This is a genomic window from Streptomyces lancefieldiae (assembly GCF_031845825.1).
GTDB classification, from domain to species: domain Bacteria; phylum Actinomycetota; class Actinomycetes; order Streptomycetales; family Streptomycetaceae; genus Streptomyces; species Streptomyces lancefieldiae.
Genome location: NZ_JAVRFH010000045.1, coordinates 31,844 through 51,995, shown reverse-complemented (window position 1 = coordinate 51,995; position 20,152 = coordinate 31,844). Strand labels below are relative to the sequence as shown.

The window sequence follows — 20,152 nt, the reverse complement described above, 5'->3', positions numbered from 1 at the left end:
GTTATGACTGCCGTCGAGCGTACGCCGGTCATCCAGGGATCGGGACGGGGCGTCCGAAATACGGGACGCGCGTCTCGTGGACGGCTCGGCTCCGCCGAAGGCGATCTCAGGGGCCGGTGAGGTGTTGCTGTACGACCGGTGCCACCCGCGCGATGATCCGCTCCGGGTCCGCCGAGGCCAGGTGCTCCACCTCACTTAGCGGAGCATCGCGCACCCCACCAGCTGCGCCGCCGTCGGCTCGGCGACCTGCTCCTTGGTACCGAAGCAGTGGTGCGCGAGCGCCGGGTCCACCCCGGCCGCCTTGGCGATGCCGCGTACGGACGTCTTCTCGTAGCCGCGCCCGGAGAACTCCTCACGGGCCGCGGTGAGGATGCGGTCGCGGGTGCCGGCGGACTCCGTGCGGGGGGGCGACCGCGGCGGCGGGTACCCCCGACGGCCTCGCTCACCGCCGGTGCGCCTTCGCCGACGGGGCCGCCGACGCCAGGTGCAGGCGGGTGAAGGCCAGCGCCTCGGCGAGATCGGCCTCACGTTCGGCGCTCGACATCGCGCGTCGGGTGTTGACCTCGATGACGACATGGCCGTCGAAGCCGATGTGCGCGAGGCGCTCCAGCACCTCCGCGCAGGGCTGGTCGCCGCGACCGGGGACGAGGTGCTCGTCCTTGGCGGAGCCCTTGCCGTCGGCGAGGTGGACGTGGCCGAGGCGGTCGCTCATGCGGTCGAGCATGTCGAGGGTGTCGGTGCGGGACGTGGCGGCGTGGCTGAGGTCGATCGTGAAGTGGCGGTAGTCGTCCTTGGTCACGTCCCAGTCGGGGGCGTACGCCTGCATCTCGCGGTCGCGGTAGCGCCAGGGGTACATGTTCTCGACGGCGAACCGCACGTCCGTCTCGTTCGCCATCCGCCAGATGCCGTCGACGAAGTCCCGGGCGTACTGCCGCTGCCAGCGGAACGGCGGGTGGACGACGACGGCGGACGCGCCGAGCTTCTCGGCGGCGGCCCGGGCGCGCTGGAGCTTGACCCAGGGGTCGGTGGACCAGACGCGCTGCGTGATGAGCAGGCAGGGGGCGTGCACGGCCAGGATCGGCATCCGGTGGTAGTCGCTGAGCCTGCGCAGCGCGTCGAGGTCCTGGCTGACCGGATCGGTCCACACCATGACCTCGACCCCGTCGTATCCGAGGCGTGCGGCGATCTCGAAGGCCGTCGCCGTCGACTCCGGGTAGACGGAAGCCGTCGACAGGGCGACCTTCGCGTCCGGGATGCGGACAACGTCCCTTGGTTCTGCCACGAGGGTCAGGTTACGGGGTGAGGGTTGGGGGGTGCGGAGTACCTGCTGGCCGTTGTGGTGATTGCCATACGCGCGGGTGCGGGTTTGCCGTGGTCGCTCGCGCCCACGCGGCGGAGCCGACAGTGACACGGCCGCCCCGCGTTCTTTTCGGGGTGGGTCATCCCTGACCCATGTGATCCAGGCTGCGCAGGATCACGCCCTCGCGCAGCGCCCACGGGCAGATCTCCAGGTTCTCCACGCGCAGGAGGTCCATCGCGGCCTCGGCCACCAGGGCGCCGGCCAGGAGCTGGTTCGCGCGGCCGTCCGAGACGCCGGGGAGCTCGGCGCGCTCGCCGGCGGTCATGGCGGCCAGGCGGGGCACCCAGGCCTCGAGGGAGACCCGCTTCAGCTCGCGCTGGACGTAGAGGCCCTCGGCGGAGCGGGCGGCGCCGGCGATGCGGGCCAGCTGCCTGAAGGTCTTGGAGGTGGCGACCACGTGGTCGGGGGCGCCGAAGCGGCTGAAGTCGCCGACCGTACGGGCGATCTCCGTGCGGACGTGGCGGCGCAGCGCCCTCACGTCGTCCGGGTGGGGCGGGTCGCCGGGCAGCCAGGAGGCGGTCAGCCGGCCCGCGCCGAGCGGCAGCGACACGGCGGTGTCGGGTTCCTCGTCGATGCCGTAGGCCATCTCCAGGGAACCGCCGCCGATGTCCAGGACCAGCAGCCGGCCGGCGGACCAGCCGAACCACCGGCGGACGGCCAGGAAGGTGAGCCGGGCCTCCTCGGCGCCGGAGAGGACCGTCAGCTCGACGCCGGTCTCGGCCCGCACGCGCGCGAGGACGTCGTCGGCGTTGCTCGCCTCGCGCACGGCGGAGGTGGCGAACGGCAGGAGGTCCTCGACGCCCTTGTCCTCCGCGGCCTGCAGTGCCTCCTTGACGACCGCGACCAGCCGGTCGACGCCGTCGGGGCCGATCGCCCCGGCGTCGTCGAGGAGTTGGGCGAGGCGCAGCTCCACCTTGTGCGAGTGCGCGGGCAGCGGGCGCGCGCCCGGGTGCGCGTCCACCACCAGCAGATGCACCGTGTTCGAACCCACGTCGAGGACACCGAGTCTCATGTACGGAACGCTACTGCGAGCGGGGCGGGCAGCGGTGCCCTCCCGCGGTCCGGGCGACTTACCCTGGACTGGTGCCAAAGACGAAAAAGGCGAAGGACGAAAAGCCGACCAAGAAGGACAAGGGCAGCAAGAAGACCAAGAAGGACAAGAGGGACGTGCTGGGCGGTATGGCGGCCACGGGTCCTTCGGCGCGCTCTTCTGCGGGGTCTCCTGTGGGGTCTTCGGCGGGTTCTTCGGGGGTTTCTTCGGGGGGCGACGAGAAGGGTCTCGACTTCGCGCGCGCGTGGGTGGAGTTTCCGGATCCGGCGGACGACGAGCAGGTCTTCCGGTGCGATCTGACCTGGCTGACCTCCCGCTGGAACTGCATCTTCGGCAGCGGCTGCCAGGGCATCCAGGCGGGCCGCGCGGACGACGGGTGCTGCACCCTGGGCGCCCACTTCTCCGACGAGGACGACGAGAAGCGGGTCGCCGGGCACGTGGCGCGGCTCACGCCGGACATCTGGCAGCACCACGCCGAGGGCACCGAGCACGGCTGGGTCTCCGAGGACGACGAGGGCTCCCGCCAGACCCGCCCGTACCAGGGCTCGTGCATCTTCCAGAACCGCCCCGGCTTCTCCGGCGGCGCGGGTTGCTCGCTGCACATCCTGGCCCTGAGGGAGGGCCGCGAGCCCCTGGAGACCAAGCCGGACGTGTGCTGGCAGCTTCCGGTCCGGCGGACGTACGAGTGGATCGACCGGCCCGACGACACGCGTGTGCTCCAGGTGTCGATCGGTGAGTACGACCGCCGCGGCTGGGGGCCGGGCGGGCACGACCTGCACTGGTGGTGCACGTCGGCGACCTCGGCGCACGGCGCGGGCGACCCGGTGTACGTCTCGTACCGGCCGGAGCTGATCGAGCTGATGGGCAAGGCGGGCTACGACCGGCTGGTCGAGCTGTGCGAGGAGCGGCTGGCCTCGCAGCTGCCGCTGGTGGCGCCGCACCCGGCGGACCCGGCCCGCTGAGCCCGGCGCCAGGGCCTGCCTGACCATTCCCGTCGTCCGCCCGCAGCGCGGCAGGCGGCAATGGTCAGACAGGCTCTGGCTAGGCCGGGGACCGGCTCGGGTCGCCGCTGTCGCCCGGCGGCGGTGACGAGCCGCCCGTGCCTCCGGTCGGGGACGGTTCGGTGGACGTCGGGCCCGGGTCCGGCGACGTGGGCGGCGGGTCGCCGGTGGGCGTGGGGTCGGGGGGTGCCGAGGCCGTCGGGGACGGGTCGGGGCCCGGGGCGGACGGGGACGGGGAGACGTCCGGCGTGCCGGGGCGGGAGGCGCTGGGCGCGGTGCCGTAGCCCTCGATGGAGACGACGGCGCCGACGGGCGAGACGGCCACCCGTGCGCTCCAGTGGCCGGACGGCTCGCGCAGGTGGTCGACGTACACCCTGATCGTCAACGCCTCGCCGGGGCGGAGGGTGCCCGACGCCTGGCTCAGGTAGAGCCAGGCGGCGTCGACGGACGCGGACCAGTGCACCGGTGCGTCGCCGGTCGCGGTCAGGGTGACGAGCGTGGTGTCGCCGTCGTGTCCGGCCGTCACCCGCAGGTGGCCGGCGCCCTTCTCGCCGGCGCCGGAGACGCTGACGACCTCCACGGAGACGTCGGCCTTGCCGTCCTCGCCGAAGCGGGCGCCGGGTCTGGTACTCGCGTTGCCGGCGTTCTCGTAGCCGTAGCCGCCGCCCGCCGACTCGCCCTCCAGACCGCCGGGGCCCTGTGCCTCGGGGGCGCTGGCCGAGCGGCCGTCCTCGCCCTCGACGACCGGGGTGCCGCGGTAGGCCGCCCACAGGGCGAGCACGGGGGCCGCGACGACGGTGGCCACGACGGTCGTGGTGACGGCACGCGCGCGGAGACGGTCCCGCCGGGCCGCGCGGTCCTTGGGGTCCATCGGGAAGCCGCGCCGGTCGAAGCGGGGGGCCGCGCCCCGCGCGCGCGGGGGGTGCGCCATGGCGAGGTGCAGTGCCGCGCGGGGTGCCTCCAGGACGGGCAGTTCGGCTGGCGTCACGCTCGTACCGGGCCAGCGGCCGGGGATCGCCCGCTCGGCGCCGCGGCGGCAGCGGGGGCAGTCGTCGACGTGCCGGACCAGCTCGCGGCGCAGGGCGGCGCTCAGCACGTACCGGTTGTCGCCGGTGAGGCGGGCGACGCCCGGACAGGTGCCGGACTCGACGACGGCGAGGGCGGCGCGGGTGCGCTCGACCTCACAGGCGGCCGAGGCGAGCAGTTCCCGCGCGGCGGCCAGGTCCATGCCGAGGACGGCCGCCACCTCGTGGGCGGCCAGGTGGTGGCGCACGGCGAGTTCGAGGGCCTCGCGCTGCTCCGGGGTGGTGCCGGCCGCCTCCGGCCAGGCGAGCTGGGCCAGCCGGCGGCGCTGCGCCTCCTGGTCGGTCCCGGCCGACGGTGCCGGGGGCACGGGCGGGATGGCGGGCTGCCGCGCGGTGCGCCGACGGCCGGGGACGGGGCGGCCCGCCGCGTGGCTGCTCGTACGTTTCTGCTTGGCCTCGGCCAGCTTGCGCAGGCATGCCCAGCGGGCCAGCGCGTACAGCCAGGCCCTGCGGTCCGCGGCGGACGCGGGTCCGCGGTGGCCGCGGCGCTCGGCCAGCGCGAGGGCGTCGCCCAGGGCGGCGGTCGCGGCGTCGTGGTCGCAGAGCACGGACAGGCAGTACGTGAACAGACCGTCCAGATGCGCGTCGTACGCGGCGTGGCGCGCGGGCGGCCGCTGCGCCAGCGTGCGCGCCGCGGCGCGGTCACGCGCCTCCCGGTGTGTCCGGTGTGTGCCGGTCGTGCGGGTCATGGTCTCCGGACTGCTCCTCATCACCCGGCGACCGTAGGGGGCCATGGGTGGCGCGGACTGGCGCGTTGGGCAGTTTTAATCCGTACGGGTGAAACGATCGCTCATAAGGGGACAGGAAGCCGGTGTTCCGCTGGCTGGTTCAGGGTGCCGGGTGGCCCGTTCGGGGGTGTGGGGCCTGTCGGGGGGCGGTCCGGGAGGTCCGTGTGGGGCTCCGATCGTCCGGGGCGGGCCGGCCGGAGGGCGGGCCGGTCGAGGTGGCGGCGGGCGGGCCGGTCGAGATGGCGGCGGGGCGGCGGAGCGGGGCGGGCCTCGTCGCCGTGGGACGGGCTGTCAGTGGGGGCGGTTACGGTTCGTGCATGGCTGCCCGTACGAAGACCACCAAGGAACGGCCGTCCTACCGCTGCACCGAGTGCGGCTGGCAGACGGCCAAGTGGCTCGGCCGCTGCCCCGAGTGCCAGGCCTGGGGCACGGTCGAGGAGTACGGCGCGCCCGCGGTCCGTACGACCACACCGGGGCGCGTCACCACCTCCGCGCTGCCCATCGGCCAGGTCGACGGCCGTCAGGCGACCGCTCGCCCCACCGGCGTGCCCGAGCTGGACCGGGTGCTCGGCGGAGGGCTGGTGCCCGGTGCCGTGGTGCTCGTCGCGGGCGAGCCCGGTGTCGGCAAGTCCACGCTGCTGCTGGACGTGGCGGCCAAGTCGGCCAGTGAGGAACACAAGACCCTGTACATCACGGGTGAGGAGTCGGCCAGTCAGGTGCGGCTGCGCGCCGACCGCATCCACGCCATCGACGACCATCTGTACCTGGCCGCCGAGACCGACCTCGCGGCGGTCCTCGGCCACCTGGACGCGCTCAAGCCGTCCCTGCTGATCCTCGACTCCGTGCAGACGGTGGCCTCCCCAGAGATCGACGGCGCCCCCGGCGGCATGGCGCAGGTGCGGGAGGTGGCGGGCGCCCTGATCCGCGCCTCCAAGGAACGCGGCATGTCCACCCTCCTCGTGGGCCACGTCACCAAGGACGGGGCCATCGCCGGCCCCCGCCTGCTCGAGCACCTCGTGGACGTCGTCCTGCACTTCGAGGGCGACCGCCACGCGCGCCTCAGGCTGGTGCGCGGCGTCAAGAACCGCTACGGCACCACCGACGAGGTCGGCTGCTTCGAGCTGCACGACGAGGGCATCACGGGCCTGGCCGACCCCAGCGGGCTGTTCCTCACCCGCCGCGCCGAGCCCGTCCCCGGCACCTGCCTGACCGTCACCCTGGAGGGCCGCCGCCCGCTGGTGGCCGAGGTGCAGGCGCTCACCGTCGACTCCCAGATCCCGTCCCCGCGGCGCACGACGTCCGGCCTGGAGACGTCCCGCGTGTCCATGATGCTGGCCGTCCTGGAGCAGCGCGGTCGCATCAGCGCCCTGGGCAAGAGGGACATCTACTCCGCCACGGTCGGCGGCGTGAAGCTGTCCGAGCCGGCCGCCGACCTCGCCGTCGCCCTCGCGCTGGCGAGTGCGGCGAGCGACACCCCGCTGCCCAAGAACCTCGTCGCGATCGGCGAGGTCGGACTCGCCGGTGAGGTGAGACGGGTCACGGGCGTGCAGCGCAGGCTCGCCGAGGCGCACCGCCTGGGCTTCACGCACGCTTTGGTACCGACCGATCCGGGCAGGGTCCCTGACGGCATGAAGGTCCTGGAAGTCGCGGACATGGGGGACGCGCTGCGGGTGCTTCCGCGGTCGCGTCGGCGAGAGGCCCCACGGGAGGCGGAGGACCGCCGGTAGACTTTGCCCTGGTCTCGCCCGTCCGTACGAACCGAGTACGCGAAACGGGGGCGCCCAGAACCTGCGACCGGAGGAGTGCAGTGGCAGCCAACGACCGGGCAGCAGCTCCCGGAAAGTCCGGTGGGAGTGCCGGTGCCGATGGCCTGATGCGCGCCTCGCTGAGCGCCGTGGCGCCCGGCACGCCCCTGAGGGACGGCCTGGAGCGGGTCCTTCGCGGCAACACCGGCGGCCTGATCGTGCTGGGCTCCGACAAGACCGTCGAGTCGATGTGCACGGGCGGCTTCGTGCTGGACGTCGAGTTCACCGCGACCCGGCTGCGCGAACTGTGCAAGCTGGACGGCGGCATCGTGCTGTCCTCGGACCTGTCGAAGATCCTTCGGGCCGGCGTGCAGCTGCTGCCCGACCCCACGATCCCCACCGAGGAGACGGGCACCCGGCACCGTACGGCGGACCGGGTCAGCAAGCAGGTCGGCTTCCCCGTCGTCTCCGTCTCCCAGTCCATGCGGCTCATCGCCCTCTACGTCGACGGTCAGCGCCGCGTCCTGGAGGACTCCGCGGCGATCCTCTCCCGCGCCAACCAGGCCCTGGCCACCCTGGAGCGCTACAAGCTCCGCCTCGACGAGGTCGCGGGCACCCTGTCGGCGCTGGAGATCGAGGACCTGGTCACCGTCCGGGACGTCTCGGCGGTCTCCCAGCGGCTGGAGATGGTGCGCCGCATCGCCACCGAGATCGCCGAGTACGTGGTGGAGCTCGGCACGGACGGACGCCTGCTGGCGCTCCAGCTCGACGAGCTGATCGCCGGCGTGGAACCCGAACGCGAGCTGGTCGTGCGGGACTACGTGCCCGAGCCGACGGCCAAGCGCTCCCGTACCGTCGACGAGGCGCTCACCGAGCTGGACAAGCTCAGCCACGCCGAGCTGCTCGAACTGATCACGGTGGCCCGCGCGTTGGGATACACCGGCTCTCCCGAGACCCTGGACTCCGCCGTGTCGCCCCGCGGCTTCCGGCTGTTGGCGAAGGTGCCGCGGCTGCCGGGGGCGATCATCGACCGCCTGGTGGAGCACTTCGGCGGCCTGCAGAAGCTGCTCGCCGCCAGCGTGGACGACCTCCAGACGGTGGACGGTGTCGGCGAGGCCCGCGCGCGCAGTGTGCGGGAGGGACTGTCGCGGCTGGCGGAGTCGTCGATCCTGGAGCGTTACGTCTAGAGGGTCCTGCCCGGACCCTCACTTCTGGAGCGTTGTGCGTCACGTCCGGCGCGGGTGCGGCCTCGGCGGTCGCGCCCGCGCCGTGTCGTCTCGGCCGTCGCCGTCGCCGTTCGCCTCGGTCGCCTCAGTCGCTCTTCAGCACGAACGACGTCTGCACCTTCGCGAAGCCCGCCGCCTCGACCTCCACCAGGTACGTCCCCGCCCCGGCCGACCCCGCCCCGGGCGTCCCGCACTCGGCGGCGCTCGGCTTGCGGTCCCACTTCACGGTGTAGGTGATGCCGCTGCCGGCGGCCACCCGGTACTGCAGGCTCCCCGTGCCCTTGACGCAGTCGTCGGACGACCAGTACGCGTCGTCGCCGCCGGTCGGCGTGATCGTCAACACCGCGTGCTTCGGGCCGAGATCGACCTTGCAGTCGCTGCCGGAGGTGTTGCGCGCGGTCAGTTCGAAGGTGGGCGTCTGGCCGGGCGCGTAGTTGTTGCGCACGCTGCGCAGGCTCAACTCGACCGCCCCGGGGGTGCAGTTGGGCAGGCCGGAGCCGCTCGGCAGCGCGTCGCCCGCGCCGACGCCGGTCGCCGCACCGCCCGCGGAGCCACCTCCGTCGCTCCCGCCGGAACCGTCGCCGCCCCCGGACCCACCGTCACCGGAACCGGATCCGTCGCCCGTACCGTCCCCGCCCCCGGACCCCGCGCTCGACCCCGAGCCGCCGGAGCCTCCGCTCCCCGACTCGTCCCGCCCGCCCGGGGCCTGACTGATCGCCGGCCCGGAACCCGAGGGCCCGGGAGTGATCGAGGGCGCGGGGTTCTTGCCGTTGGCGCCGTCCTCGTGGCCCTTCCCGCCGCCCCCGCCGCCGGAGACCACGACCCACGTGATCAGCAGCGCCAACAGGGCGAAGAGAGACAGCAGTACGGCCCTCCGTCGCCAGTAGATGGTGGAGGGAAGCGGCCCGACCGGATTGCGCAGAGATCCCACGGCGCAAACTGTACGAGAGATCGGCGCGTTCCCTTGTCCCACCCACCGCTTGGAGCGGCAACTTTTACGGATCATCATCCCGGAGACAGGCCCGGCACCCCTGTCGATCGTCAGGTGCCGTACGTGTCGATCGCAGGGTGTGACCGCACCACGGCTCTGACTACCGTCCGTGACCATGACCTTCGAGGACGACGAGCTCTACCGCGACATCACCGGCTTCGCCCACGACACCCCGACGTGGGTGCAGCACACGGCGGAGGTGTGGACGGAGGCGGGAATCCTGTTGTTCGGCGCGCTGTTCGTCGTCGCCTGGTGGCGGTCGCGCCGCGGCAGCCACCGCGCATTCGCGATCGCGGCCCTTGCACCCGTGGCCACAGGTGTGGCGTACGTGTGCAGCGAACTGCTCAAGTCCGGTTTCACGCAGGAGCGTCCGTGCCGGGCGGTCGCCGGGGCGGTGCCGTCCCTGGTGGAGTGCCCGCCGACCGGTGACTGGTCCTTCCCGAGCAACCACGCGACGATAGCGGGCGCCTCGGCCGTCACCCTGGCCCTGGTCCGGCGGGCGGTCGTCTGGCTGACGGCCCCGCTCGCCCTTCTGATGGCCCTGTCCAGGGTGTTCGTCGGCGTCCACTACCCGCACGACGTCGCCGCCGGGCTGTTGCTCGGCGCCCTCGTCGCCGCCGTGGCCGTACGCCTGGGCACGCGGCCGGTGACCCGGCTGACGGAGGCGATGCGTGCGTCGTCGGCGCCCGCGGTGCGGTGGCTGACCGGGCCGGGTCCGGCCGCCGTGCCCGCGACGGCGTACGTCACCTCGCACCGGCGCCGCTGACCGCGCTCAGGCGCCCGCCTCGACCAGTCCCGCCTCGTACGCCACGATCGCCGCCTGGACCCGGTTGCGTACCTCCAACCGGTCCAGGACCGCGCTCACATACGCCTTCACGGTGCCCTCGACGAGGTGCAGTCGGGCGGCGATCTCCGGGTTGGACAGGCCGGCGCCGACGAGGCCGAGCACCTCGCGTTCGCGGGGGCTCAGGCGCGCCACGCGCGCGCGTGCGTGCTCCTCGCGGGCGAGCCGACCGCCGCCACCGCCCCTGCCGAGGTCCTCGATGACGTACCGGGCGACCTTCGGCGACAGGAAGGCGGCGCCCTCCGCCACGGCCCGTACGCCGGCCATCAGTTCATAGGGGTCCCCCGACTTGAGGAGGAAGCCGGTGGCGCCGGCGGCCAGCGCGCGGGCGACGTAGGCCTGTTCGGAGAACGTGGTCAGCATGGCGACGGCGGTGCCGGGGACGGTCCGTACGATCTCCTCGGCCGCCGCGAGGCCGTCCAGGCGGGGCATGCGGATGTCCAGCAGGGCGACGTCGGGGCGGTGCGCGCGGGCCAGTTCGACCGCCTCGCGGCCGTCACCCGCCTCGGCGACGACCTCGCTCTCACCGCCGCTCGCCAGGATGGCGCGCACGCCGGCCCGCACCATCGCCTCGTCGTCGGCCAGCAGTACCCGGATCACCGTGCGGACTCCTCGTGTTCCTCGTGTTCCTCGTGTGGTCGGCCGACGCCGGGGACGACGTCCTTGGTGAGCAGCCGTCCCCGCTCGTCGAAGCAGAGCCGGAAGTGGTCGATGGAGGTGAGGAGTTCACCGCTCGCCCGGTAGTAGCGGCAGTCGGCGTCCGCCGGTGGTGCGGGGGCGCGTTCGGTGGGCGGGTCGTGGGCCTCGCGGTCCGGCAGTACGGCCGCGGCCTCGTCGTACGGCGTGCCCGGGCGCAGTTTCGCGTACGCGCTCGGGGTGAGCACCGAGTGCGTCTCGGTGTACGCGTACCAGCCGAAGGCAGCGCCGACCAGCACGGCGCCGACGCCGGCGGCGGCGCCCAGGCCGAGGGCGACGCGGCGGCGGGCGGCGGCGAGGGGTGCCACCGGGGCGGGCCGGGGGACGGGAGCGATCGTCTGCTGTGCGGGGACGTGCGCCCGCACCCGGAATCCGTCCCCGTGCGGGCCGGCCCGGAAGTCGCCGCCGACCGAGGTGACGGCGGCGCGCAGCCCGAGCAGGCCCGAACCGCCCGACGACGGGGGCGCCTTCTCGGTGGCAGGTCCGTTGGTGACGGTGACCGTCGTTCCGCGGGCCTGCCCGGTGACCGCTACGACGACGGGGGCGCCCGGCGCGTGCCGGGCCGCGTTGGTCAGCGCCTCGCGCACGATCCGGTGCAGCAGCCGTTCGGCGATGCCGCCGGGCTCCGGGGCGGGGGTGGCGGTGGCGGTGGCGGTGTCCGGTGCTTCCCAGCGGACGGGGAGTCCCGACTCGGCGGCGCGGGCGACGAGCTCCTCGACGCTCTCGCCCGCCGGGGTCAGCGGGACGGGCTCGTCGTCCTCGCGCAGTACGCCGATGATGCGGTGCAGGTGGTCGGTGGCGTCGGCGGCGGCGCCGCGCAGGTCGGCCGCGGCGGCCCGGTGGCCGTCGGCGAGGCCGGGGGCGACCTGGAGGGCGGCGGCGCGCAGGGCGAGCAGGCTCAGTTCGTGGCCGAGGGAGTCGTGCATGTCCTGGGCGATCCTGGCCCGTTCCCGGAGCCGGGCCCGTTCCTCGGCGTGCCGCTGCTCGTCCTCCAGCCGGGCCGCCCTGAGCCAGCCGGCCTCGGCCAGCGCGCGACTCTGCCGCCAGTAGCGTCCGCCGAGCCACGGGAAGACACAGCCGAAGAGCAGTGTGCAGGTCAGGACCAGGCACTCGGGGGGCGGGTCGACTCCCACGAGCACGATCCGCGCCGTGCCGACCGCGCCGACGGCGACGAAGCCGGCCACCGCGGGGCGCGCCCGTTCCGCGCGCAGGCCGAGCAGCAGGGCGAAGGTGCCGAGCGCCGGGCCGTAGGACACGGTGAACAGGGCCGGGGCGGCGGTCAGGCCCAGGCCGGCCGTCACCAGGAAGGAGCCGAGGGGCTGCCGCCGGGCCAGGGCGACCGCCACGCCGAGCACTCCCAGGCCGGCCAGCTGCTGCCAGAGGGTCCGCGGCTCGTTCAGCCCGATCCGGTCGGCGGAGACCGCCGGGAGGACGAGGACGGCCCAGAGCAGGGCACCTCTGCCCAGGGAAGCGAGCCCCGCGACGCGGGCGCGCCGCGGGGTGGGGGCAGTGCCGGGGATGGGGCCGGGGATGGGGGCAGTGTCGGGGGCGGGGCCGGGGATGGGCACAGCGTCGGGGGTGGGACCGGGGGCGGCACGGCGACCGACGCCGGTATCGCTGCCGGGGACGGCACCGGAGGCGACGCCGACGGCACCATGACCGGCGGCGCTGTCGCTCCCGGGGGTGGGACCGGGGGCGGCACGGCGACCGACGCCGGTATCGCTGCCGGGGGCGGTACGACGACCAGGGGCGAGGCCCGCACCGCGCACCGCGTGCCCATCGGTCCCGGCCGCATCGGCCGAACGGGTACCTTCCATGCGGCCGACGGTACAAGCGGCCGGCAGGGCGGCGCTCCTGCCGATCGTCAGGTGTCGTGGCCTCCTCCGGGTGGCGGTGCGCCCGTGCGGTGGTCCTCCCGTGGCAGGATCGGAGGGTCATGACTGCGCCCACTAAGCCCTCGCACAACGGCCCCTCCGACCCCGCCGCCGTCTCCGCGATCCCGCCCGCCACCGACCGGGCGACCGCCGCCACCGGCACCACCGGCACCACCGGCACCACCGGCACCACCGGCACCACCGGCACCGACCGGGTGTCCCTCGTCCCTCCGGCCGGCGAACGGGCCGTGTCCGGTGCGTCGCTGCACGCCCCCGTCATCGACTGGTTCGACGAGCACGCCCGCGATCTGCCGTGGCGGCGTCCGGAGGCCGGCGCATGGGGCGTGATGGTCAGTGAGTTCATGCTCCAGCAGACGCCGGTGAGCCGCGTCCTGCCCGTGTACGAACAGTGGCTGGCCCGCTGGCCGCGCCCCGCCGACCTCGCCGCCCAGGCGCCCGGCGAGGCCGTCCGTGCCTGGGGCCGGCTCGGCTACCCGCGCCGCGCCCTGCGCCTGCACGGCGCCGCCGCGGCCATAACGGAACGGCACGGTGGCGACGTACCGGCGGACCACGCCCAGCTGCTGGCGCTGCCCGGCATCGGCGAGTACACGGCCGCCGCGGTCGCCTCCTTCGCCTACGGCCAGCGGCACCCCGTGCTGGACACCAACGTCCGCCGGGTCTTCGCCCGCGCGGTCACCGGCGTGCAGTACCCGCCCAACGCCACCACCGCCGCCGAACGGAAGCTGGCGCGCGCCCTGCTGCCGCAGGACGACGCGAGTGCGGCCCGTTGGGCCGCCGCCTCCATGGAGCTGGGCGCACTCGTCTGCACGGCGAAGAACGAGTCGTGCCACCGCTGCCCGATCGCCGGCCAGTGCGCCTGGCGGCTGGCCGGCAAGCCCGCGCACGACGGGCCGCCGCGCCGCGGCCAGACGTACGCGGGTACCGACCGGCAGGTGCGCGGCCGGCTGCTCGCCGTGCTGCGGGAGTCGCACGGGCCGGTGCCGCAGGCGGCCCTGGACCAGGTGTGGCACGAGCCGGTGCAGCGCGCCCGCGCCCTGGACGGACTCGTCGCCGACGGTCTGGTGGAGCCGCTGGCGGACGGGCTGTACCGGCTGCCACTGAGCTGACCCACAGCCGGAGTGCAGGCGGAGCACAGCGGCGGGGTGCCCCCGTGACGGCTTCCGTCACAGTGACATCGTCCGGCACGGCCGCCTCCGCCGGACAAATCACCCCTTACCGTCTTCAAGTCACCCAGCGGTTCAGCCCGTTGCCGCCTCCGTTACACAACCGACGGACAGCCGAATGCTTGCCGCAGGCTGCTTCGCACAGCGCCGTGACAACGCTTCCCTACCTTCGTTCACGTGCCCCGCAGGCACAGGACGACTACGGACCACAGGCAGTGGGCCGACGGGGATCGGAAGGCGGTTGACCATGGCGCAGGGCGAGGTGCTCGAGTTCGAGGAGTACGTCCGCACCCGGCAGGACGCGCTGCTGCGCAGCGCCCGACGCCTGGTCCCGGACCCCGTCGACGCCCAGGACCTGCTGCAGACCGCGCTGGCGCGGACGTACGGCCGCTGGGAGACCATCGAGGACAAGCGGCTGGCGGACGCCTACCTGCGCCGGGTGATGATCAACACGCGGACCGAGTGGTGGCGGGCGCGGAAGCTGGAGGAGGTGCCGACCGAGCAGCTCCCGGAGTCCTGCGTGGACGACGCCACCGAGCAGCACGCCGACCGCGCCCTGCTGATGGACGTCATGAAGGTGCTCGCCCCGAAGCAGCGCAGCGTCGTGGTGCTGCGACACTGGGAGCAGATGTCAACGGAGGAGACGGCCGCCGCCCTCGGCATGTCGGCCGGAACGGTCAAGAGCACGCTGCACCGGGCGCTCGCCCGGCTCCGCGAGGAGCTGGTCGCCCGCGATCTGGACGCACGGGCGCTGGAGCGTGAGGAGCGGGAGCGTTGCGCGGCCTGACCGGCGGTCGGACACCCGGGGACCCCGGGAAGAACGTGCAGGCGACGAGTACGGCGGTGGCCGTGTTCGTCGCCCTCGGCGTTTCCCTCTCCGGCTGTGGCGCCGGCGGCACCGGAGCCCGTGACGAGGGGCCGGCCCACGCGGACGCGGTGGGCGGCGCCGCCTCCTCCTCGCCCGTGGCGTCCCCGTCGAAGGTCCCCGACCGCGTGGACGCGGTGCGGCTCGTCAAAGCGGACCCCAAGGTCTCCGCGGAGGTCAAGCGCGAGCTGAAGCCGTGCGTCGGGGACGAGTATCCCGTCGACGTGTCGTACGGGGAGCTGACCGGAGGTTCCGCCGAGGACGTGGTCGTCAACGTACTGACGTGCAGTGACGCCGTGGGTGTGGGCAGTTACGTGTACCGCGAGAAGGGCGGCGCGTACCAGAATGTGTTCAAGGCCGAGGAGCCTCCGGTCTACGCGGAGATCGACCGCGGCGACCTGGTGGTGACCAACCAGGTCTACGAGAAGGGCGACCCGGTGTCGAGTCCGTCCAGCGACAACGTGATCACGTACCGCTGGTCCTCCGACCGGTTCACCGAGGCGTTCCGCACCCACAACGACTACAGCAACTCGGTCGGGACCGCGCCGACGCCGGTTCCGGAGGGCTGACGCGCGCGTGAACCGATCGGGCCGTCCGCACCGATGGAGGAGCGACGGAGACGCGACGGGGGAAATGAACGCGGCGCGCGATCCGCGCGTCTGACGAGTGACCGCACACGAGGACTGAGAGCACCGGGATGGCAGAACAGACCCACGTCCTGTTCGTCGAGGACGACGACGTCATCCGCGAGGCCACGCAGCTCGCCCTGGAGCGGGTCGGCTTCGTGGTCACCGCGATGCCCGACGGGTTGTCGGGCCTGGAGGCGTTCCGGACCGACCGCCCCGACATCGCGCTCCTCGACGTCATGGTCCCCGGCCTCGACGGCGTCAGCCTGTGCCGCAGGATCCGGGACGAGTCCACCGTGCCGGTGATCATGCTGTCGGCGCGGGCGGATTCCATCGACGTCGTCCTGGGCCTGGAGGCCGGCGCCGACGACTACGTCACCAAGCCCTTCGACGGGGCCGTACTGGTCGCCCGTATCCGCGCGGTGCTGCGCCGCTTCGGCCACGCGGGCGGCGGCGACCGGGCGGACGCGGGGCTCGACGCGGACCACGGCGGGGTGCTGACCTTCGGCGAGCTGGAGGTCGACACCGAGGGCATGGAGGTGCGTCGGGCCGGGCGGCCGGTGGCGCTCACCCCGACCGAGATGCGGCTGCTCCTGGAGTTCTCCTCCGCGCCGGGCACGGTGCTCTCGCGCGACAAGCTCCTGGAGCGCGTGTGGGACTACGGCTGGGGCGGTGACACCCGGGTCGTCGACGTCCATGTGCAGCGGCTGCGCACCAAGATCGGCCAGGACCGGATCGAGACGGTCCGCGGCTTCGGCTACAAGTTGAAGGCCTGAGCGGGGACACAGGGATATGCGGGGGTTCTGCAGAGCCGCGCGGGAAACGCTGCGACGCCTCACCACCACGCCACTGCGGCGCACGGGCATCCGTACGGGTCTGAGGTGGAAGCTCAGCGCGGCCATCGCGCTGGTCGGCGCGCTGGTCGCGGTCGCGCTCAGCCTGGTCGTGCACAACGCGGCCCGGGTGTCGATGCTGGACAACGCCCGCGACCTCGCGGACGACCGGGTCGTGATCGCCCAGCGCAACTACGAGCTGTCGGGGCGGCTGAACTTCCCGAACGCCCAGATCGACGATCCGGGGCTGCCGGCGGAGCTGCGCCGGAAGATGGAGGCCGGGCGGCGGGCGACGTACGTGGCCGAGCGGTCGAACGGAGTGACGGACATCTGGGCGGCCGTGCCGCTCAAGGACGGGCACGTGATGTCACTGCACTCCGGGTTCACCGACCGCAGTGCCGACATCCTCAAGGACCTCGACCAGGCCCTGGTCATCGGCTCCATCGCGGTCGTCCTCGGCGGCAGCGCGCTCGGCGTGCTGATCGGCGGCCAGTTGTCGCGCCGGCTGCGCAAGGCCGCCACCGCCGCGAACGAGGTGGCCAGGGGCGAGCCGGACGTCCGCGTACGGGACGCCATCGGCGGAGTCGTCCGGGACGAGACCGACGACCTCGCGAGCGCCGTCGACGCGATGGCGGACGCGTTGCAGCAGCGGCTGGAGGCCGAGCGCCGGGTCACCGCGGACATCGCGCACGAGCTGCGCACCCCGGTGACCGGCCTGCTCACGGCCGCCGAGCTGCTGCCGCCGGGCCGGCCCACCGAGCTGGTGCTGGACCGGGCGAAGGCCATGCGCACGCTGGTGGAGGACGTCCTGGAGGTGGCCCGGCTGGACGGGGCCTCGGAGCGGGCCGAGCTGCAGGACATCATGCTGGGTGACTTCGTGACCCGGAGGGTGGCGGCCAAGGACCCGACCGTGGAGGTGCGGGTGATCCACGAGTCGGAGGTCACCACCGACCCGCGCCGCCTGGAACGCGTGCTGTTCAACCTGCTCGCCAACGCCGCCCGGCACGGACGGTCGCCCATCGAGGTGAGCGTCGAGGGCCGGGTGATCCGGGTCCGCGACCACGGCACCGGCTTCCCCGAGGCCCTGCTCGCCGACGGTCCGAGCCGCTTCCGCACGGGCAGCACGGACCGGGCCGGGCGGGGGCACGGGCTCGGCCTGACCATCGCGGCCGGCCAGGCCCGGGTGCTGGGAGCCCGCCTCACCTTCCGCAACGTCCGGCCCGCCGGAGCACCCGCGCACGTGCCGGCCGAGGGCGCGGTCGCCGTGCTGTGGCTGCCGGAGCACGCGCCGACGAACACCGGGAGCCACCCGATGCTGCCGGACCGGGCGAGCGGCGGGGCGTCGCCGTCCCGGGAGGCTTCACCGGAGACGTCCCGGAAACGGTGACATCCGGCTCGGCGCCCACCCGCCCGTAGCCTGAGGCGCCGGTTCCGGCAGTTGCCGACACGCTGGGCGAGGGCGAGGGCGGGCGCGGGCGCGGGCTCGTGATCGTCGCGGCGGTGGCCCACCGGTGGGGCGTCACGCCGTACGCGGACGGGCGGGGCGAGACGGTGTGGTTCGAGTGCGCCGGCACAGCGGCTCCGTCGTCGGCTCGTCCGTGACCGGCCTCTCGTCCCGCCGTGTGCCGCGCCGCAGCGAGCGTACGACGAAGGCCCCCGGGTGGCCGAGACCACGCGGAGGCCCTGTGGGCGAGGCAGGCGTCAGACCGCCTCGGTCACCGGCGCCTTCGCCGTCGCCGCGTCGTCGCCGTCGACCGGGGCGTCCGCCGCCTTCGGTCCCGCCCCCTTCAGCGGGACCTCCTTCACGAAGACCGCCGCGACGAGCGCGACCAGCGCCACCACGGCACCCAGCAGGAACGCCCCGTGGGTGCCGGAGGACACCGCGTGCTGGTAGGCCTCGCGCGCCGCCTCCGGCAGCTTGGCCAGGCTTGCCGCGTCGAGCTGCGCCGACTGCTCGGTCACCTTGGCGCCCACCGCCCCGGCCTGCTCGGCCATGACGTCCTGGACGCGGTGGTTGAACAGGGCGCCCATGATCGCGACGCCGAAGGAGGAGCCGAGGGTGCGGAAGAGGGTGGTGGACGAGGACGCGACGCCCATGTCCTTCATCTCCACGCTGTTCTGCGCCACCAGCATGGTGATCTGCATCAGGCAGCCCATGCCGAGACCCACGACGGCCATGTACACCCCGGAGGTGAAACGGCTGGTGTCGGTGTCCATCAGCGACAGCAGGTACAGGCCGACGACCATCAGCGCCCCGCCCGCCACCGGGAAGATCTTGTAGCGGCCGGTGTTGGTGGTGACCCGCCCCGCGACCATCGACGTGACGAGCATCGCGCCCAGCATCGGCAGGAGCAGCAGCCCGGAGTTGGTGGCGGACGCGCCCTGCACCGACTGCTGGTACAGCGGCAGGAAGAGGGTGGCGCCGAACATCACGAAGCCGGTGATGAAGCCGATGACGGACATCAGCGTGAAGTTGCGGCTGCGGAAGATGTGCAGCGGCACGATCGGTTCGGCGGCCCTGGTCTGCCAGAACACGAACCCGACCAGCGCGGCGACGCCGATGCCGATCAGCTCCATGATCCGCGCGGAGGTCCAGGCGTACTCGGTGCCGCCCCAGGTGGTGACGAGCACGACGGCGGTGATGCCGACCGTGAGCAGCGCGGCGCCCAGATAGTCGATCCGCGCCTGGCTGCGCTTCTTCGGCAGGTGCAGTACGGCGCTGATGGCCACCAGCGCGACCGCGCCGAGCGGCAGGTTGATGTAGAAGGACCAGCGCCAGCCCCAGTGGTCGGTGATGGTGCCGCCGACCAGCGGACCGCCGATCATCGCCAGCGCCATGACGCCGGCCATCATGCCCTGGTACTTGCCGCGCTCCCTGGGCGGTATCAGGTCGCCGATGATCGCCATGACGCCGACCATCAGACCGCCGGCGCCCAGGCCCTGGACGGCGCGGAAACCGATGAGCTGGCCCATGTCCTGGGCCATGCCGCTGAGCGCGGAGCCGACCAGGAAGATCACGATCGACGTCATGAACGAGCCCTTGCGCCCGTACATGTCGCCGAGCTTGCCCCACAACGGGGTGGAGGCAGCGGTCGCGAGGGTGTAGGCGGTGACCACCCAGGAGAGGTGTTCCAGGCCGCCCAGCTCGCCGACGATCGTCGGCATCGCCGTGCCGATGATCATGTTGTCGAGCATCGCGAGCATCATCGCGATCATGAGTGCGAGCAGGACCACCCGCACGCTCTTCGGCTGCTTGGCCCCGCCGGTGTCGACGACCCCTGCCACCGGTTCGTCCGCCATGGCTTCCACTCCCCCAGCTTCCGTGCTTACTTGCCGACCGGCAAGTTGACTACACTCGGGAAGGTAGACGCGTAACTAGCCGGTCGTCAAGTAAGTTTTTCGGAAAGTGCGCGGAGCAGGAGGTGCGTAGGAAGATGGGCGGCACGATGGACGGCACCAAGCAGCAGCGACGCCGCGGGGACACCCGCCAGCGCATCCAGGACGTGGCGCTCGAACTCTTCGCCGAGCAGGGGTACGAGAAGACCTCGCTGCGCGAGATCGCCGAGCGCCTGGACGTCACCAAGGCCGCGCTCTACTACCACTTCAAGACCAAGGAAGAGATCCTGGTCAGCATCTTCGCGGATCTCTCGCGACCGATGGAGGACCTGATCGCGTGGGGGCGCGAGCAGCCGCACACCCTGGAGACGAAGCAGGAGATCATCCGCCGTTACAGCGAGGCGCTGGCGGGCGCGGCGCCCCTGTTCCGCTTCATGCAGGAGAACCAGGCGACGGTGCGGGACCTGCGCATCGGAGAGATGTTCAAGACCCGCATGCTCGGCCTGCGCGACACCCTCATCGACCCGGAAGCGGACCTGGTCGACCAGGTCCGCTGTGTGAGTGCGCTCTTCACGCTGCACGCCGGGATGTTCGTGCTGCGGGACCTCGAAGGCGACCCCGAGGAACAGCGTGCTGCCGTTCTCGAGGTCGCCACCGATCTGGTGACCCAGGCACACCGGGGCACCGCGGGCGCGTAGCCCGGATCC

General features: G+C 73.3%; 17 protein-coding genes and 1 pseudogene. 10 read left to right on the top strand and 8 right to left on the bottom strand.

The window, feature by feature from the left end:
* Nucleotides 1–106 precede the first annotated feature (106 nt).
* The 3 genes and pseudogenes from RM812_RS31745 to RM812_RS31735 all read right to left on the bottom strand — a co-directional run bounded on the left by RM812_RS31745 (nucleotide 107) and on the right by RM812_RS31735 (nucleotide 2,372).
* Nucleotides 107–446 (bottom strand): annotated as a pseudogene (locus tag RM812_RS31745) (helix-turn-helix domain-containing protein).
* Nucleotides 443–1,282: a sugar phosphate isomerase/epimerase family protein gene (locus RM812_RS31740; protein WP_311580315.1), complete on the bottom strand. Its 840-nt coding sequence runs from the start codon at nucleotides 1,280–1,282 to the stop codon at nucleotides 443–445. The pseudogene RM812_RS31745 and the gene RM812_RS31740 overlap by 4 nt, the downstream one beginning before the upstream one ends.
* A gap of 157 nt (nucleotides 1,283–1,439) precedes the next feature.
* Nucleotides 1,440–2,372: a Ppx/GppA phosphatase family protein gene (locus tag RM812_RS31735; protein WP_311580312.1), complete on the bottom strand. Its 933-nt coding sequence runs from the start codon at nucleotides 2,370–2,372 to the stop codon at nucleotides 1,440–1,442.
* 71 nt (nucleotides 2,373–2,443) lie between these two features.
* Between RM812_RS31735 and RM812_RS31730 the strand changes: the two genes are divergently transcribed.
* Nucleotides 2,444–3,373 carry a hypothetical protein gene (locus RM812_RS31730; RefSeq protein ID WP_394816541.1) on the top strand — a complete coding sequence of 310 codons (930 nt, stop codon included), beginning with the start codon at nucleotides 2,444–2,446 and terminating at the stop codon, nucleotides 3,371–3,373.
* A 79-nt stretch (nucleotides 3,374–3,452) separates the two neighbouring features.
* Here the strand turns inward: RM812_RS31730 and RM812_RS31725 are convergent, their stop codons facing one another.
* Nucleotides 3,453–5,210, bottom strand: a complete 1,758-nt coding sequence (locus tag RM812_RS31725; protein ID WP_449657852.1) for a BACON domain-containing protein — start codon at nucleotides 5,208–5,210, stop codon at nucleotides 3,453–3,455.
* A gap of 332 nt (nucleotides 5,211–5,542) precedes the next feature.
* On the opposite strand from RM812_RS31725, the gene radA reads away from it, so the two are divergent.
* Nucleotides 5,543–6,952: a DNA repair protein RadA gene (gene radA, locus RM812_RS31720; RefSeq protein ID WP_311580309.1), complete on the top strand. Its 1,410-nt coding sequence runs from the start codon at nucleotides 5,543–5,545 to the stop codon at nucleotides 6,950–6,952.
* An 80-nt stretch (nucleotides 6,953–7,032) separates the two neighbouring features.
* Entirely contained in the window at nucleotides 7,033–8,157 is a 1,125-nt protein-coding gene (disA, locus tag RM812_RS31715; RefSeq protein WP_311580306.1) for a DNA integrity scanning diadenylate cyclase DisA, read from the top strand.
* Nucleotides 8,158–8,281: 124 nt separating this feature from the next.
* Here the strand turns inward: disA and RM812_RS31710 are convergent, their stop codons facing one another.
* On the bottom strand, nucleotides 8,282–9,127 hold the full coding sequence (locus tag RM812_RS31710) for a hypothetical protein (protein ID WP_311580303.1): 846 nt from the start codon (nucleotides 9,125–9,127) through the stop codon (nucleotides 8,282–8,284).
* Between the two features lie 175 nt (nucleotides 9,128–9,302).
* Between RM812_RS31710 and RM812_RS31705 the strand changes: the two genes are divergently transcribed.
* Nucleotides 9,303–9,953, top strand: coding sequence for a phosphatase PAP2 family protein (locus RM812_RS31705; RefSeq protein ID WP_311580299.1), 651 nt, complete (start codon nucleotides 9,303–9,305; stop codon nucleotides 9,951–9,953).
* A 6-nt stretch (nucleotides 9,954–9,959) separates the two neighbouring features.
* Here RM812_RS31705 and RM812_RS31700 read toward each other — a convergent pair whose 3' ends face one another.
* Both RM812_RS31700 and RM812_RS31695 read right to left on the bottom strand, forming a co-directional pair.
* A complete protein-coding gene (locus tag RM812_RS31700) occupies nucleotides 9,960–10,631 on the bottom strand; it encodes a response regulator transcription factor (RefSeq protein WP_311580296.1) in 672 nt (223 codons plus the stop codon).
* The gene (locus tag RM812_RS31695) at nucleotides 10,628–12,544 is read right to left on the bottom strand and encodes a sensor histidine kinase (RefSeq protein ID WP_311580292.1); all 1,917 of its coding nucleotides are present in this window, start codon (nucleotides 12,542–12,544) and stop codon (nucleotides 10,628–10,630) included. Before RM812_RS31695 ends, RM812_RS31700 begins: the two co-directional genes overlap by 4 nt.
* Before the next feature lie 119 nt (nucleotides 12,545–12,663).
* Here RM812_RS31695 and RM812_RS31690 point away from each other — a divergent pair, with 119 nt between their 5' ends.
* From RM812_RS31690 to cseC, 5 genes are all read left to right on the top strand, one after another.
* Nucleotides 12,664–13,728, top strand: coding sequence for an HhH-GPD family protein (locus RM812_RS31690; RefSeq protein ID WP_311580289.1), 1,065 nt, complete (start codon nucleotides 12,664–12,666; stop codon nucleotides 13,726–13,728).
* Nucleotides 13,729–14,032: 304 nt separating this feature from the next.
* Complete coding sequence (locus RM812_RS31685; protein ID WP_311580285.1) at nucleotides 14,033–14,572, top strand: SigE family RNA polymerase sigma factor; 540 nt, start codon at nucleotides 14,033–14,035, stop codon at nucleotides 14,570–14,572.
* The gene (locus RM812_RS31680; RefSeq protein ID WP_311580282.1) at nucleotides 14,560–15,219 is read left to right on the top strand and encodes a hypothetical protein; all 660 of its coding nucleotides are present in this window, start codon (nucleotides 14,560–14,562) and stop codon (nucleotides 15,217–15,219) included. Before RM812_RS31685 ends, RM812_RS31680 begins: the two co-directional genes overlap by 13 nt.
* A 128-nt stretch (nucleotides 15,220–15,347) precedes the next feature.
* Nucleotides 15,348–16,052 carry a two-component system response regulator CseB gene (cseB, locus tag RM812_RS31675; RefSeq protein ID WP_311580279.1) on the top strand — a complete coding sequence of 235 codons (705 nt, stop codon included), beginning with the start codon at nucleotides 15,348–15,350 and terminating at the stop codon, nucleotides 16,050–16,052.
* A 16-nt stretch (nucleotides 16,053–16,068) separates the two neighbouring features.
* On the top strand, nucleotides 16,069–17,496 hold the full coding sequence (gene cseC, locus RM812_RS31670; protein WP_311580275.1) for a two-component system sensor histidine kinase CseC: 1,428 nt from the start codon (nucleotides 16,069–16,071) through the stop codon (nucleotides 17,494–17,496).
* A gap of 314 nt (nucleotides 17,497–17,810) precedes the next feature.
* On the opposite strand, the gene RM812_RS31665 is transcribed toward cseC, so the two are convergent.
* Entirely contained in the window at nucleotides 17,811–19,409 is a 1,599-nt protein-coding gene (locus RM812_RS31665) for an MDR family MFS transporter (protein ID WP_311580272.1), read from the bottom strand.
* Between the two features lie 134 nt (nucleotides 19,410–19,543).
* Here RM812_RS31665 and RM812_RS31660 point away from each other — a divergent pair, with 134 nt between their 5' ends.
* Nucleotides 19,544–20,143 (top strand): TetR/AcrR family transcriptional regulator, encoded by a 600-nt coding sequence (locus tag RM812_RS31660; RefSeq protein ID WP_311580351.1) that lies wholly within the window; start codon nucleotides 19,544–19,546, stop codon nucleotides 20,141–20,143.
* The last annotated feature ends 9 nt before the right edge of the window (nucleotides 20,144–20,152 follow it).

Coding starts and splice junctions, on each gene's coding strand:
- RM812_RS31735 (WP_311580312.1), bottom strand. CDS start 2,372: ATGAGACTCGGTGTCCTCGACGTGGGTTCGAACACGGTGCATCTGCTG.
- radA (WP_311580309.1), top strand. CDS start 5,543: ATGGCTGCCCGTACGAAGACCACCAAGGAACGGCCGTCCTACCGCTGC.
- RM812_RS31705 (WP_311580299.1), top strand. CDS start 9,303: ATGACCTTCGAGGACGACGAGCTCTACCGCGACATCACCGGCTTCGCC.
- RM812_RS31695 (WP_311580292.1), bottom strand. CDS start 12,544: ATGGAAGGTACCCGTTCGGCCGATGCGGCCGGGACCGATGGGCACGCG.
- RM812_RS31690 (WP_311580289.1), top strand. CDS start 12,664: ATGACTGCGCCCACTAAGCCCTCGCACAACGGCCCCTCCGACCCCGCC.
- RM812_RS31685 (WP_311580285.1), top strand. CDS start 14,033: ATGGCGCAGGGCGAGGTGCTCGAGTTCGAGGAGTACGTCCGCACCCGG.
- cseB (WP_311580279.1), top strand. CDS start 15,348: ATGGCAGAACAGACCCACGTCCTGTTCGTCGAGGACGACGACGTCATC.
- cseC (WP_311580275.1), top strand. CDS start 16,069: ATGCGGGGGTTCTGCAGAGCCGCGCGGGAAACGCTGCGACGCCTCACC.
- RM812_RS31665 (WP_311580272.1), bottom strand. CDS start 19,409: ATGGCGGACGAACCGGTGGCAGGGGTCGTCGACACCGGCGGGGCCAAG.
- RM812_RS31660 (WP_311580351.1), top strand. CDS start 19,544: ATGGGCGGCACGATGGACGGCACCAAGCAGCAGCGACGCCGCGGGGAC.